General features: G+C 71.6%; 11 protein-coding genes. 6 read left to right on the forward strand and 5 right to left on the reverse strand.

Annotated features, from left to right (window positions below; translation table 11 throughout):
- Positions 1-235: 235 nt before the first annotated feature.
- Both ACFZDC_RS26770 and ACFZDC_RS26775 read right to left on the reverse strand, forming a co-directional pair.
- On the reverse strand, positions 236-892 hold the full coding sequence (locus ACFZDC_RS26770) for an MBL fold metallo-hydrolase (RefSeq protein WP_391327804.1): 657 nt from the start codon (positions 890-892) through the stop codon (positions 236-238).
- A 45-nt stretch (positions 893-937) separates the two neighbouring features.
- Positions 938-1,624: a maleylpyruvate isomerase family mycothiol-dependent enzyme gene (locus ACFZDC_RS26775; protein ID WP_391327806.1), complete on the reverse strand. Its 687-nt coding sequence runs from the start codon at positions 1,622-1,624 to the stop codon at positions 938-940.
- A gap of 224 nt (positions 1,625-1,848) precedes the next feature.
- Between ACFZDC_RS26775 and uvrA the strand changes: the two genes are divergently transcribed.
- The gene (gene uvrA, locus ACFZDC_RS26780; protein ID WP_391327808.1) at positions 1,849-4,893 is read left to right on the forward strand and encodes an excinuclease ABC subunit UvrA; all 3,045 of its coding nucleotides are present in this window, start codon (positions 1,849-1,851) and stop codon (positions 4,891-4,893) included.
- Positions 4,894-5,130: 237 nt separating this feature from the next.
- Here the strand turns inward: uvrA and ACFZDC_RS26785 are convergent, their stop codons facing one another.
- Together ACFZDC_RS26785 and ACFZDC_RS26790 are read right to left on the reverse strand one after the other, a co-directional pair.
- Positions 5,131-6,042, reverse strand: a complete 912-nt coding sequence (locus tag ACFZDC_RS26785; RefSeq protein ID WP_391327810.1) for a PfkB family carbohydrate kinase — start codon at positions 6,040-6,042, stop codon at positions 5,131-5,133.
- The gene (locus ACFZDC_RS26790) at positions 6,039-7,310 is read right to left on the reverse strand and encodes a substrate-binding domain-containing protein (RefSeq protein WP_391327812.1); all 1,272 of its coding nucleotides are present in this window, start codon (positions 7,308-7,310) and stop codon (positions 6,039-6,041) included. Before ACFZDC_RS26790 ends, ACFZDC_RS26785 begins: the two co-directional genes overlap by 4 nt.
- Before the next feature lie 190 nt (positions 7,311-7,500).
- Here ACFZDC_RS26790 and ACFZDC_RS26795 point away from each other — a divergent pair, with 190 nt between their 5' ends.
- On the forward strand, positions 7,501-7,926 hold the full coding sequence (locus ACFZDC_RS26795) for a Rieske 2Fe-2S domain-containing protein (RefSeq protein WP_391327815.1): 426 nt from the start codon (positions 7,501-7,503) through the stop codon (positions 7,924-7,926).
- Positions 7,927-7,955: 29 nt separating this feature from the next.
- Here the strand turns inward: ACFZDC_RS26795 and ACFZDC_RS26800 are convergent, their stop codons facing one another.
- Positions 7,956-8,903: a hypothetical protein gene (locus ACFZDC_RS26800; RefSeq protein WP_391327816.1), complete on the reverse strand. Its 948-nt coding sequence runs from the start codon at positions 8,901-8,903 to the stop codon at positions 7,956-7,958.
- A 417-nt stretch (positions 8,904-9,320) separates the two neighbouring features.
- On the opposite strand from ACFZDC_RS26800, the gene uvrC reads away from it, so the two are divergent.
- From uvrC to whiA, 4 genes are read left to right on the forward strand one after another with little or no spacing between them, the layout of a single operon-like run.
- Complete coding sequence (gene uvrC / locus ACFZDC_RS26805; protein WP_391327818.1) at positions 9,321-11,396, forward strand: excinuclease ABC subunit UvrC; 2,076 nt, start codon at positions 9,321-9,323, stop codon at positions 11,394-11,396.
- Positions 11,393-12,382: an RNase adapter RapZ gene (gene rapZ, locus ACFZDC_RS26810; RefSeq protein ID WP_391327820.1), complete on the forward strand. Its 990-nt coding sequence runs from the start codon at positions 11,393-11,395 to the stop codon at positions 12,380-12,382. The genes uvrC and rapZ overlap by 4 nt, the downstream gene beginning before the upstream one ends.
- Positions 12,379-13,476 (forward strand): uridine diphosphate-N-acetylglucosamine-binding protein YvcK, encoded by a 1,098-nt coding sequence (gene yvcK / locus ACFZDC_RS26815; RefSeq protein ID WP_391327821.1) that lies wholly within the window; start codon positions 12,379-12,381, stop codon positions 13,474-13,476. The genes rapZ and yvcK overlap by 4 nt, the downstream gene beginning before the upstream one ends.
- Positions 13,467-14,456, forward strand: coding sequence for a DNA-binding protein WhiA (whiA, locus tag ACFZDC_RS26820; protein ID WP_391327823.1), 990 nt, complete (start codon positions 13,467-13,469; stop codon positions 14,454-14,456). Before yvcK ends, whiA begins: the two co-directional genes overlap by 10 nt.
- Positions 14,457-14,563: the final 107 nt, after the last annotated feature.

The raw sequence follows: 14,563 nt of genomic DNA on the forward strand, positions 1-14,563 counted from the left end.
GTGAACGCTGTCCGCAGAGGTCGGTGCCGGCCTGGGCCGCCGGCCGAGGGCGGGGTGGGAAGACCGGCGGCCCATACCGCGCAGGAGCCGTCATCCTGTGCGGGGCTGCTACCAGTTGACTGCGTGACAGCGGGCGCGGGGAGCGCGCACGCGCGTCCGGCGCGTGCGAAGCGTTCACACGGGGCGCGCGCGGTGGTGCATGCGCCGGGCCCCGAGCTCTGGCGACGCGGCCCGCTCACCAACCCCGCGCGTGCCACTCCGGCAGATGCGGCCGCTCCGCGCCCAGCGTGGTGTCGTTCCCGTGCCCGGGATACACCCACGTCTCGTCCGGCAGCACCTCGAAGATCTTCGTCTCGACGTCGTGGATCAGACTGGCGAACGCCTTGGGGTCCTTGCGCGTGTTGCCCACGCCGCCCGGGAAGAGGCAGTCGCCGGTGAAGACGTGGGGGTGGCCGTGCGGGTCGTCGTACACCAGCGCGATGGAGCCCGGAGTGTGCCCGACGAGGTGGCGCGCGGTGAGTTCCACGCGCCCCACCCTGATGACGTCTCCGTCGTCGACCAGGACATCGGTGGGCACCGGGATGCCGGGGGCGTCGTCGCGGCCCGCGTACGTACGGGCACCGGTGGCGGAGACGACCTCGGCGAGCGCCTGCCAGTGGTCACCGTGCTGATGCGTGGTGACGACGGACGCGATGCCGTCGTCACCGATCATGCCGAGCAGGGTCCGTGCCTCGTTGGCGGCGTCGATCAGGAGTTGCTCGTCGGTGGCCCGGCAGCGCAGCAGATAGGCGTTGTTGTTCATCGGGCCGACCGCGATCTTGGTGATCATCAGGTCTTTCAGCTCGTGCACGTCCGCCGGTCCGCCGACCGTGACCTCTCCGCTGTACGTCATGACGATCAGCCTATAGCGGGGAGGGGCCGGCGGACCGTCGTCGCGCTACAGCGGGGGAAGCTTCGGCAGTGCGCCGCCCGTCGCCTCCAGCGCGGGGCCCTCGCGGCGTCCGGCGAGCCAGCCCAGCAGGTCCGCCGGAGGACCGCTGACCGTGACCTCGGGCTCGGCCGCGTCGCGTCCCGTGCTCCACGCGCGCGTGCCGTCCGTGACGCGGCTCGCAGGGACGTCGGGGTGCCCGGAGAACCGCTTGGCCAGGAAATCGATCTCCCGCTCCGTGAACTCCGCCGGAAGATCCTCCAGCTCGTAACCGACTCCGAGGTCCACATGGTGCAGCTCGACCTCGGCCCACCGCCGGAACGGCACCCGGGCCGCGGAGTCGGTGACGCCGTTGCGCAGCTCCACCGTGCGCGCCCAGTCCGCCGGAGCGGCCCCCGTCCGCTGGAAGCGGTCCGCGCTCTCGCGCACGTCGGCGAGCTGGACGTCCAGGGGACGCGGAGCGTCCCGCTCGATGTCGGCGTCCCGGGTCTCGGCGCTGGTGTACATGGGACGGCCCTCGAGGACGTTCACGAGCGCGTCCGCGTTGCGGGCGAGGTGGGCGAGGACGTGCCCGCGCGTCCAGCCGGGCAGGCGTGACGGCTGGGCGAGCGCCGCGTTGTCCAGTTTGGCGACAGCGGTGAGGAGCCGCTCGGTCGCGTCACGTACACATGCCAGGTCATGAGCGTGATCAATCATGGGCCTGACACTAGCCCCACCACACGTTCGGGTGAAGGTGACGGACCTCGCCCGCGAATCGAATGCGCGTGCTATATCGTCGAGGGCGGCGTCGGGCATGCTGGAGGGCCGGGGATTGTTATGCAACCCGGAATCCGACCGGCGTTGTCAGTGGCTCCCCCTAGTCTCGAAGAAGCACAGGGGCCCCGCCCCTGTCACTTCTCCCAAGAAAGGTGCGGACCGGCGTGGCCGACCGTCTTATTGTCCGTGGCGCGCGCGAGCACAACCTGAAGAATGTCTCGCTCGAGCTGCCTCGTGACGCGCTCATCGTCTTCACGGGCCTGTCCGGGTCGGGCAAGTCCTCCCTGGCCTTCGACACGATCTTCGCCGAGGGCCAGCGCCGGTACGTCGAGTCGCTCTCCTCGTACGCCCGGCAGTTCCTCGGCCAGATGGACAAGCCGGACGTCGACTTCATCGAGGGTCTGTCCCCGGCGGTCTCCATCGACCAGAAGTCGACCTCGCGCAACCCGCGCTCGACGGTCGGCACCATCACCGAGGTCTACGACTACCTGCGTCTGCTCTTCGCGCGCATCGGCAAGCCGCACTGTCCCGAGTGCGGCCGCCCGATCTCGCGCCAGTCGCCGCAGGCCATCGTCGACAAGGTCCTGGAGCTGCCGGAGGGGAGCCGCTTCCAGGTCCTGTCGCCGCTGGTGCGCGAGCGCAAGGGCGAGTTCGTCGACCTCTTCGCCGACCTGCAGACCAAGGGCTACTCACGCGCGCGTGTGGACGGGCAGACCATCCAGCTGTCCGAACCGCCGACCCTGAAGAAGCAGGAGAAGCACACCATCGAGGTGGTCGTCGACCGCCTGACGGTGAAGGAGTCCGCCAAGCGCCGCCTCACCGACTCCGTGGAGACCGCGCTCGGCCTGTCCGGCGGCATGGTCGTGCTCGACTTCGTGGACCTCCCCGAGGACGACCCCGAGCGCGAGCGCATGTACTCGGAGCACCTGTACTGCCCGTACGACGACCTGTCCTTCGAGGAGCTGGAGCCCCGCTCCTTCTCCTTCAACTCGCCCTTCGGCGCCTGCCCCGAGTGCACCGGCATCGGCACGCGCATGGAGGTCGACCCCGAGCTGATCGTCCCGGACCCGGACAAGTCCCTGGACGAGGGCGCCATCCATCCCTGGTCCCACGGACACACCAAGGACTACTTCGGCCGCCTGATCGGCGCTCTCGCCGACGCCCTCGGCTTCCGCACCGACATCCCCTTCGCGGGCCTGCCGCAGCGGGCGAAGAAGGCCCTGCTCTACGGCCACAGGACCCAGATCGAGGTCCGTTACCGCAACCGGTACGGGCGTGAGCGCGTGTACACCACGCCCTTCGAGGGCGCGGTGCCCTTCGTGAAGCGCCGGCACAGCGAGGCCGAGAGCGACGCCAGCCGTGAGCGCTTCGAGGGCTACATGCGCGAGGTGCCCTGCCCCTCCTGTGAGGGCACGCGCCTGAAGCCGATCGTCCTGGCCGTCACGATCATGGGGAAGTCGATCGCCGAGGTCGCCGCGATGTCGATCAGCGACTGCGCGGACTTCCTGGGTGAGCTGAAGCTGAACGCCCGCGACAAGAAGATCGCCGAGCGCGTCCTGAAGGAGGTCAACGAGCGGCTGCGGTTCCTGGTCGACGTCGGCCTCGACTACCTCTCCCTCAACCGCGCGGCCGGCACCCTGTCCGGCGGCGAGGCCCAGCGCATCCGCCTGGCCACGCAGATCGGCTCGGGCCTCGTCGGCGTCCTGTACGTCCTGGACGAGCCGTCCATCGGCCTGCACCAGCGCGACAACCACCGGCTGATCGAGACCCTGGTCCGGCTGCGCGACATGGGCAACACGCTCATCGTCGTGGAGCACGACGAGGACACGATCAAGGTCGCCGACTGGATCGTGGACATCGGTCCCGGCGCCGGTGAGCACGGCGGCAAGGTCGTGCACAGCGGCTCCCTGAAGGAACTGCTGGCCAATGCCGAGTCGCAGACCGGCCAGTACCTCTCGGGCCGCAAGGCCATCCCGATCCCGGACGTACGGCGCCCCCAGGACCCGTCCCGCCGGCTGACCGTGCACGGCGCACGTGAGAACAACCTGCAGGACATCGACGTGTCCTTCCCGCTGGGCGTGTTCACGGCCGTCACGGGGGTGTCCGGCTCCGGCAAGTCGACGCTGGTCAACGACATCCTCTACACGCACCTGGCCCGTGAGCTGAACGGCGCGCGCAACGTCCCCGGACGGCACACGCGCGTGGACGGCGACGACCTGGTGGACAAGGTCGTGCACGTCGACCAGTCGCCGATCGGCCGCACCCCGCGCTCCAACCCGGCGACCTACACCGGCGTCTTCGACCACATCCGCAAGCTGTTCGCCGAGACCACCGAGGCGAAGGTCCGCGGCTACCAGCCCGGGCGCTTCTCCTTCAACGTCAAGGGCGGCCGCTGCGAGAACTGCGCGGGCGACGGCACCATCAAGATCGAGATGAACTTCCTCCCGGACGTCTACGTCCCGTGTGAGGTCTGCCACGGCGCCCGGTACAACCGGGAGACGCTGGACGTCCACTACAAGGGCAAGTCCATCGCCGAGGTGCTGAACATGCCGATCGAGGAGGCCACCGACTTCTTCGAGGCCGTCCCGGCCATCTCCCGGCACCTGCGGACCCTGAAGGACGTCGGCCTCGGCTACGTCCGGCTCGGCCAGTCCGCGACCACCCTGTCCGGCGGTGAGGCGCAGCGCGTCAAGCTGGCCAGCGAGCTGCAGAAGCGCTCCACCGGACGCACGGTCTACGTCCTGGACGAGCCGACCACCGGTCTGCACTTCGAGGACATCAGCAAGTTGCTGAAGGTCCTCTCCGGCCTGGTCGACAAGGGCAACACGGTCATCGTCATCGAGCACAACCTCGACGTGATCAAGACCGCCGACTGGGTCGTCGACATGGGTCCGGAAGGCGGCGCGGGCGGTGGTCTCGTGGTCGCCGAGGGCACGCCCGAGGAGGTCGCCGGCGTTCCGGCCAGCCACACCGGCAAGTTCCTGCGCGAGATCCTCGGCGCCGACCGCATCAGCGACGCGGAGCCGGTGAAGGCGCCGCGCGGCACGGCGGCCAGGAAGACGGCCGCCGCCAGGTCGACGGCGAAGAAGACGGTGACGGCCAAGGCCAACAACACGGCGACCAAGAAGGCCGCCGCGGTCACCAAGAAGGCGGCGGTCACCAAGAAGGCGGCACCGGCGAAGAAGACGACCCGGGCCCGCAAGGCCTGAGGCCGGGTCAAGGGCCACGCCCTGACACGCCATCGAAAAGCGGCGCCCCGCGGGAACTCCCGGCGGGGCGCCGCTCGTTCCCCCATCAGTCACCCTGGCCCTGCGGTCCGACCGGCTCCATCGGTTTCACGAACCGCGGGTCCAGCAGCACCTTGACAACAGCACCGAGGAAACCTGCCCCGAGATCCAGCCCCGAAGTCGCTGCCGCGGATCTCGGCTCCCCATCCGTCGCTCGGCTCAGAGCTCGCCCAGCTCGTCCGCGTACGGCGGCTCCGCCCCCGCACGGGAGCAGGTGATGGCCGCCGCGCGTGCCGCGAACCGCAGCAGCCGCCGCCAGCCCTCCGGTCCCAGGTCGGCGAGCGCCTGCGCGGACAGCGCGTTCTGGGTGGACAGCCCGTGCAGCAGGGCCGCGTTCACCGTGTCGCCGGCGCCGATGGTGTCCACGACCTCGACCTTCTCGCCCGGTACGGAGTACTCCGCGCCACCCCGGATGTGGACGGTGAGGCCGTCGCCGCCATGGGTGATCACGACGGCCGACGGTCCCGCGGCCAGCCACTCGCGCGGGGTGCCGCCCAGCCACTCGGCGTCCTCCGCGGACAGCTTCAGCAGTGTCACCGAGGGCAGCCAGCTCTTGAAACGCGCCCGGTAGGCGTCCGGGTCCGGGATGAGACCCGCCCGGATGTTGGGATCGAGGGCCGTGAACAGGCCCTGCCCGGCTGCGGTCCGCATCAGCTCCTCGTAGGCACTCGCCCCCGGTTCCAGGACGAGCGAGCAGGTGCCGAAGGACACCGCGCGCGTGCCGGCGGGAAGAGCGACGGGGGCGGTGAAGAGGCGGTCGGCGGTGCCGTCGACGTAGAAGGAGTAGGCGGCCGAGCCGCCGGTGTCGATGGTGGCGACCGCGAGGGTGGTCGGCTCGGGGCCGCGCTGCACACCCGAGACGTCCACCCCGGCCCGCCGCAGCCCGTCGAGCAGGGCCTCGCCGAAGGCGTCGTACGACGTGCGGGAGCAGAAGGCGGTCGGGGAGCCGAGGCGACCGAGGGCCACAGCCGTGTTGTACGGGCCGCCGCCGAGCGCCGGCTTCAGGTCCGCGAGGGCACCCGGGCCGTGCGGTACCAGGTCGATCAGTGCCTCACCGGCGACGACGATCACGAGGTGGTTCCCTTCTCGGAGAGCGCGGATGGTTCGGTCCTGCCGCCGGGCACGGCCGGCCGGGCGCCTCCGGCCCGGTCCAGGTCCTCCGGGCAGCCGCAGGAGGTGCGGTGGACGAAGGCGGAGGGCAGCCGTACGGTCCGGGCGGGCCGGCCGGGTGTGGCCAGCCGGTCCAGGAGCACCTGGACGGCCCGGGCACCGATCTCCCTGCTGGGCTGGGCGATGGCGGTGAGCCGGGGTGAGAACAGGTCGGCCCAGGCGAAGTCGTCGAAGCAGCACAGGGCGATGTCGTCCGGCACGGCCAGTCCCTGCCGGCGCAGGGCGCGCAGGGCGCCGATCGTCATGGCGTTGTTGGCGGTGACGAGCGCCGTGGGCGGGGCGGCGAGGGAGAGCAGGGCAGCCGTGGCCCGCTCGGCGCCGGCCGACTCGGAGTTGCCGGACACCACGAGGTCCTCGTCGTGGGCAAGGCCTGCCGCGGTGAGGGCCTGCCGGTAGCCGGCGAGCCGCTCACTGGTGGTGCTGAGCCCGGGCAGGCCCGCGACCATGCCGATCCGGCGGTGACCGAGCCCGGCGAGGTGGGTGACGAGACGGGCCATCGGACCGGTGTTCTCGGCGCAGACCTGATCGAAACCGGCCTGATCGAAACTGGCCTGATCGAAACCGGCCTGATCGAAACCGGCCTGATCGAAACCCTGATCCAAGTGGGCCTGGTCGGTCGAGGCCTGACCGGACGTGGCCGGACCGGACCTGGACTGATCGGACGTGGACTGATCGGACGTGACCTGATCGAGGTGCGGGGCGCCCGCGGCACGGTCACCGGTCGCGAGCACCCGGTCCAGGAACACCGTCGGCACGGCGTGGCGGCCGAGATAGCCCAGGAGGTCGTGCGGGTCGGCGGAGGGGGCGACGATCATGCCGTCCACCCGGCGCTCGTGGAGGAGCTGGACGACCTTGCGTTCGTGCGCGGGGTCGTCGTGCGGGTCGGCGATGAGCAGGCTGTAGCCGGCGTTCAGGGCGGCGGCCTCGACGCCCTGGAGGATCTCCGTGAAGTAAGGATTGCTGATCGCCGACACCGCGAGGCCGATGGAGCGGGTGCGGGAGGTCACCAGGGAGCGGGCGAGGGTGTTGGGCGTGTAGCCGAGGGCGTCGACGGCGTCCAGCACGGCCTGGCGGGTGTGGGGCAGCACCGGGCGCGTGCCGTTGAGCACGTGCGAGACGGTCGCCACGGAGACACCGGCGCTCCGGGCGACGTCGGCCATGGTCGGCATCGGCGTTCCTCCCTCAGTCGCCGTGGGCCTGTCGGCCGGGAAAGTTACCTCATCCACGACCCCGCGTAAACGCTCGCGCAAGCGTTTACGCGCACCTTTGCCGTCCGCGCCCCTCCCCTCCCGCTGCGAACCCTGCCGACTTGCCCCGGTATCGTGCGGCTCGCACGCCCCCTGACCAGTGGAGACCCTGATGCCCGCCCGACCGTCCGCGAGCCGTCGTACCGTCCTTCGAGGAGCCGCCGTGGCCCCGGTCGCCGGGCTCGGGCCGGCCGCCTGCGCGGCTCCGGGTGGCGCCGCGGCCGACGCCACCCCGACCGCGCCGGTCGATCTCGGCGGCGAGAGCGGGGTCGCGAAGGGCGGTGCCAAGCTCTACCGGGACCGGAACGTGGTGGTCAGCCGGGACGCGAGCGGCGCCCTCAAGGCGTTCAGCACCATCTGCACGCACGGGGGGTGCCCCATCAACAAGCTCCAGGGGACCACGCTGATCTGTCCCTGCCACGGCAGCCGGTTCGACGCCGCGACCGGCGAGGTGGTCCAGACGCCGGCCACCGAGCCGTTGAACGAGCTGCCGGCCAGGGCCGCGAAAGGCAGGATCATCGTCGGCCCGGGTGCCTGAGCGGGCTGCGAACCCTGCGGGTCAGGCGCTCAGTCCCAGTCCCAGGCGATGCCGACCAGCCCCGGCCGTATCCGGGGCTCGACCACGTGGACGCTGTGGTGCGGCCCGCTGACCGCCAGATCGTGCCGACCGCTGCGCGGGGCCGCCGGTGAGTGCTGGGTGAAGCGGTGACAGCGGGCCGGCAGCGCGGCCCCGTCGAAGCGCACCTGGAGCGCGTACTGACCGCCCGGGAAACCGAACCGGTGGCCGTACTCCCGGGAGACTCCCGCCGTGCCGTCCTCGATGCCGTACCGGAAGAGGAAGGTGTCGCCGGAGCGCAGCCGGGTGCCGAAGAGGAGTTCGGCCACCAGTACACCGGTGTCCTGGTCCCGGCGGATGCGTCCCGTGCGGCAGTTCTCCAGGGCGTGCACCGTCATGTCGCGCGGGCTGCAGCCGGGGTCGCCGTGGTGGACGGCGACGAAGCGGTCGACGCCGTCGCGGTGCGCGCGCACGATGTGGTGGGACTCGAGACCCGCCAGCTCGCGGCGGGCGCCGATCCGGACGCGCTCCTGGTGGCCGAGGGTGTGCAGCCCGCCGTCGAGGGACCAGCCCAGCTCGGCCTGGAGCCGGTTCAGGATGTCGGAGGCATCGACCAGGGAGCGGTAGGAGCGGGCCGCGGGGCGACCGGTGGAGGCGGGCTCGTCGGCCTCGGCGAGCAACCGGATCAGGGACTCGTCCGGCAGCTGGAGGATCTCCTCCAGAGCCCGGACGGCGCGCAAGGACTCGGGGCGCTGCGGGCGGCGGGCGCCCTGCTGCCAGTAACTCAGGCTGGTCACCCCGACCTTGACCCCGTGGCGCGACAGATGGTGCTGCACGCGCTGGAGCGGCAGTCCGCGGGCGGCGATCGCGGCGCGCAGCGCCACGTGGAAGGGGCCGCCCCGCAGGGCCAGGTCGAGTTCCGCGGCGGGGACGTCCGCGTGCTCTGTGGCGTGCCGCATGCACAGGGGCCTTTCTGTGAGGTTCACGGCGGCTGGTCGGACCGCCCGTGCGGGTGTGCGGGGCCGCCCCCGTGGGCGTGGGACGCCCTTGTCTGCGCACGCCGCGTTCGTACGCCGGCGTGCACGGCCCCGAGTTCCCCCGCATTGAAGCGCGTTGACCAGACCCCGACAACACCTCGGGTCCGGTCGCGGCCTGCTCCTGGCCGAGCCGCGACCCCCGGGCACGCGGCCCCCGGGCCGCTGCAGTCCGTGGCAACGCCCGCCCGGGTGCGGCGGCGGGGGCACATGGCCGGAGAGCCCCCCGCCGGGTGCCTGGTGGCGGGACCGTGCCCGGCAGGCGGCGGACGGGGAGCGGTGCCGGTGGGCGTTGTCCACAGGCCCGACGCGGTGTCGGTCCTCGCCAGTAGGGTGTGAGACATGGCCGACCCCTCCAGCTACCGCCCCAGGCCGGGTGAGATCCCGGACTCTCCCGGGGTGTACAGGTTCCGTGACGAGCACCGCCGGGTGATCTACGTCGGAAAGGCGAAAAGCCTGCGCCAGCGCCTGGCGAACTACTTCCAGGACCTGGCGAACCTGCACCCGCGCACCCGGACGATGGTGACGACCGCCGCGTCCGTGGAGTGGACCGTGGTGTCCACGGAGGTCGAGGCGCTGCAGCTGGAGTACTCCTGGATCAAGGAGTTCGACCCCCGGTTCAACGTCAAGTACCGCGACGACAAGAGCTACCCGTACCTCGCGGTGACGATGAGCGAGGAGTTCCCGCGGGTCCAGGTGATGCGTGGTCACAAGAAGAAGGGCGTCAGGTATTTCGGTCCGTACGGGCACGCGTGGGCGATCCGGGACACCGTCGACCTGCTGCTGCGCGTCTTCCCGGTGCGCACCTGCTCCGCCGGCGTCTTCAAGAACGCCACCCGCACCGGCCGCCCCTGCCTGCTCGGCTACATCGGCAAGTGCTCCGCCCCCTGCGTCGGCCGGATCACCCCCGAGGAGCACCGGGACCTGGCCGAGGAGTTCTGCGACTTCATGGCCGGCCGCACCGGGACGTACCTCCGCCGTCTGGAGAAGCAGATGATGGAGGCGGCCGAGGAGATGGAGTACGAGCGGGCCGCCCGCCTGCGCGACGACATCGAGGCCCTGAAGAAGGCCATGGAGAAGAACGCGGTCGTGCTCGCCGACGCGACCGACGCCGACCTCATCGCCGTCGCGGAGGACGAGCTGGAGGCGGCTGTGCAGATCTTCCATGTGCGCGGTGGCCGGGTGCGCGGCCAGCGAGGCTGGGTGACCGACAAGGTCGAGGAGGTCACCACGGGTGCCCTCGTCGAGCACGCCCTGCAGCAGTTGTACGGCGAGGAAAAAGGGGACGCCGTCCCCAAGGAGGTCCTGGTCCCGGCCCTGCCCGAGCCGGTCGAGCCGGTCCAGGAGTGGCTGACCGGCCGCCGTGGGTCCCATGTCTCGCTGCGCATCCCGCAGCGCGGCGACAAGAAGGCACTCATGGAGACCGTGCAGCGCAACGCCCTGCAGTCCCTCGTCCTGCACAAGACCAAGCGCGCCTCCGACCTGACCACGCGCTCGCGGGCGCTGGAGGAGATCGCCGAGGCCCTCGACCTGGACAGCGCCCCGCTGCGGATCGAGTGCTACGACATCTCGCACCTGCAGGGTGACGACGTGGTCGCCTCCATGGTCGTCTTCGAGGACGGCCTGCAGCGCAAGAGCGAGTACCGCCGCTTCCAGATCAAGGGCTTCGCCGGGCAGGACGACGTCCGTTCCATGCACGAGGTGATCAGCCGCCGGTTCCGGCGTTACCTCGCCGAGAAGGAGAGGACGGGGGAGTGGGCCGACGGAGCCGGTCCGGAGGACCCGCTCATCGACGGCGATCCGGTCACCGTAGCCCTCAAGGACGACGACGGCCGCCCCAGGAAGTTCGCCTACCCGCCTCAGCTGGTCGTGGTCGACGGAGGCCAGCCGCAGGTCGCGGCCGCCCGGCGGGCGCTGGACGAGCTGGGCATCGACGACATCGCCGTCTGCGGCCTCGCCAAACGCCTGGAGGAGGTCTGGGTGCCCGGTGAGGACGACCCGGTGGTCCTGCCCCGCACCAGCGAGGGCCTCTATCTGCTCCAGCGCGTCCGCGACGAGGCGCACCGCTTCGCGATCACCTACCAGCGCACCAAGCGCGCCAAGCGCTTCCGCGCCGGCCCCCTGGACGACGTGCCCGGCCTCGGCGAGACCCGCAAACAGGCGCTCATCAAGCATTTCGGCTCGGTGAAGAAGCTGCGGTCCGCCACGATCGAGCAGATCCAGGAGGTGCCCGGCATAGGCCGGAAGACGGCCGAGACCATCGCCGTGGTCCTCGCCCGGGCGGCCCCGGCCGCACCCGCCGTGAACACGGCCACAGGAGAGATCATTGATGACGAGGAACCCGATACGACGGGGGGTTCCTCGGGGGAGCCCGTGACCGCGGGTCTCCCGGACGAACGACGGGGGCAGGAGACATGACCGAGCACGACGCACAGCCCACAGCGGACCGAGAACAGGTGGCCGCGGGGGAGCCGCAGCAGGCGGTTCAGGAAAACGGAGCACAGGTGAGTACGGACGTCACGGCGGCCGGGGCCCCCGAAGCGGCCATCCCCGAGCTGGTGATCATCTCCGGCATGTCCGGCGCGGGCCGGTCGACGGCCGCGAAGTGTCTGGAGGACCTCGGCTGGTTCGTCGTGGACAACCTCCCGCCCGCCCTGATCCCCACCATGGTGGAGCTGGGCGCGCGTTCCCAGGGCAACGTGGCGCGGATCGCGGTCGTCGTGGACGTACGCGGCCGGCGCTTCTTCGACAACCTGCGCGAGTCCCTGGCCGACCTGGAGGCGAAACACGTCACCCGGCGGATCGTCTTCCTGGAGTCCTCCGACGAGGCGCTGGTGCGCCGCTTCGAGTCGGTGCGCCGCCCTCACCCCCTCCAGGGCGACGGCCGCATCGTGGACGGCATCGCCGCCGAGCGCGAGCTGCTGCGCGAGCTGCGCGGCGACGCCGACCTGGTGATCGACACCTCCAGCCTCAACGTTCACGAGCTGCGCGCCAAGATGGACGCACAGTTCGCCGGCGAGGAGGAGCCCGAGCTGCGGGCCACCGTGATGTCCTTCGGCTTCAAGTACGGCCTGCCGGTCGACGCCGACCTGGTCGCGGACATGCGGTTCCTGCCCAACCCGCACTGGGTCCCGGAGCTGCGCCCGTACACCGGCCTCAACGAGGAGGTCGCCGCCTACGTCTTCAACCAGCCCGGCGCCAAGGAGTTCCTCGACCGGTACGCCGAACTGCTGCGGCTCATCGCGGCCGGCTACCGGCGCGAGGGCAAGCGGTATGTGACCATCGCCATCGGCTGTACCGGCGGCAAGCACCGCTCGGTCGCCGTGTCGGAGAAGCTCGCCGCGCGCCTCGCGGCCGAGGGCGTGGAGACGGTGGTCGTACACCGGGACATGGGACGGGAATGACGGAACGCACACCGCGGCTGGGCAGGCTGCGCCGGGTCGTCCCGGAGGGCCGCTCCAGCCGCGCCGCGGCCGACGCGCGGGCGGCCCGCCCGGCCGAGCGCCGCGCCGGCGGCCGGGCCCGCCGGCGCGGCGCCCAGCCCAAGGTCGTCGCGCTCGGCGGCGGCATGGGCCTGTCCGCCTCGCTCGCCGCGCTGCGCCGGATCACCGGCGACCTCACCGCCGTCGTCACGGTGGCCGACGACGGCGGCTCCAGCGGGCGCCTGCGCGACGAACTGGGCGTGCTGCCGCCCGGCGACCTGCGCAAGGCGCTGGCCGCGTTGTGCGGCGACGACGACTGGGGCCAGACCTGGGCCCGGGTCATCCAGCACCGCTTCCAGTCCAAGGGCGACCTGCACGACCACGCGGTCGGCAACCTGCTGATCGTCGCCCTCTGGGAGCAGCTCGGCGATCATGTCCAGGCCCTGGATCTGGTGGGCAAGCTGCTCGGCGCGCACGGCCGCGTGCTGCCCATGTCCGCGGTGCCGCTTGAGCTGCAGGCCCTGGTCAAAGGGCACGACCCGGAGCGCCCCGACGACGTCGACACGGTGCGCGGGCAGGCGACCGTCGCCCTCACCCCCGGCGACGTGCAGTCCGTGCACCTCGTGCCGCACTACCCGCCCGCCGTCCCGGAGGCCGTCGCGGCGGTCCGGGACGCGGACTGGGTGGTGCTGGGCCCCGGCTCCTGGTTCTCCTCGGTCATTCCCCACCTGCTCGTCCCCGGTCTGCTGGACGCCCTGACCGAGACCAAGGCGCGCAAGGTCCTCTCCCTGAACCTCGCCCCGCAGCCGGGAGAAACCGAGGGCTTCTCCCCGCAGCGTCATGTGGAGGTTTTGGGGCGACACGCCCCTAAACTCGCCCTGGACGTGGTGCTGGCCGACGAGGCCGCCGTGCCCGACCGCGACTCGCTCACCGAGGCCGCCAAGCGGCTCGGAGCCGCGGTCGAGCTGGCGCCGGTGGCCCGGACCGACGGAAGCCCCCGGCACGACCCGGAGCTGTTGGCCGCCGCGTACGACCGTATTTTTCGGATGCATGGAAGGATCGGCCCATGGCGATGACGGCAGCGGTGAAGGACGAGATCTCCCGGCTCCCCGTCACCCGGACCTGCTGCAGGAAGGCGGAGGTCTCCGCCATTCTGCGGTTCGCCGGCGGCCTCCACCTGGTGAGCGGGCGCATCGTGATCGAGGCGGAGCTGGACACCGCGATGGCGGCCCGCCGGCTCAAGCGGGACATCCTGGAGATCTTCGGTCACACTTCCGAGCTGATCGTGATGGCACCAGGCGGGCTGCGCCGCGGCTCCCGGTACGTCGTGCGCGTGGTCGCCGGCGGCGACCAGCTGGCCCGTCAGACCGGACTCGTGGACGGCCGGGGCCGCCCGATCCGCGGCCTGCCCCCGCAGGTGGTCTCGGGGGCCACCTGCGACGCCGAGGCGGCCTGGCGCGGGGCCTTCCTGGCGCACGGCTCGCTGACCGAGCCCGGCCGTTCCTCCTCCCTGGAGGTGACCTGCCCGGGTCCCGAGGCCGCGCTCGCGCTGGTCGGCGCCGCCCGTCGCCTGTCGATCGCCGCCAAGGCCCGCGAGGTGCGCGGGGTGGACCGGGTGGTCGTTCGCGACGGTGACGCGATCGGCGCGCTGCTCACCCGGCTCGGCGCGCACGAGTCCGTGCTGGCCTGGGAGGAGCGCCGGATGCGGCGCGAGGTGCGGGCCACCGCCAACCGTCTCGCCAACTTCGACGACGCCAACCTGCGCCGCTCGGCCCGCGCCGCCGTGGCCGCCGGTGCCCGGGTGCAGCGGGCCCTGGAGATCCTCGGCGACGAGGTGCCCGAGCACCTCGCGGCCGCGGGCCGGCTGCGCATGGAGCACAAGCAGGCCTCCCTGGAGGAGCTGGGTGCGCTCGCCGACCCGCCGCTGACGAAGGACGCGGTCGCGGGCCGGATCCGCCGTCTGCTGGCGATGGCCGACAAGCGCGCCTCCGACCTGGGCATCCCCGGCACGGAGGCCAACCTCTCCGAGGAGCTGGCGGACAACCTGGCAGGGTGACCCGAACCCGTCCAACTCGCCGGTGCCGACGTCCATTCGGGTGGTCGGCACCGGCGTTTTCGTGTCCATGAGGCGCTCTTGACTCGATCATGAGGTGACATGAGCCT

Source organism: Streptomyces sp. NPDC007905 (genome assembly GCF_042959345.1).
Taxonomy (GTDB): Bacteria; Actinomycetota; Actinomycetes; order Streptomycetales; family Streptomycetaceae; genus Streptomyces.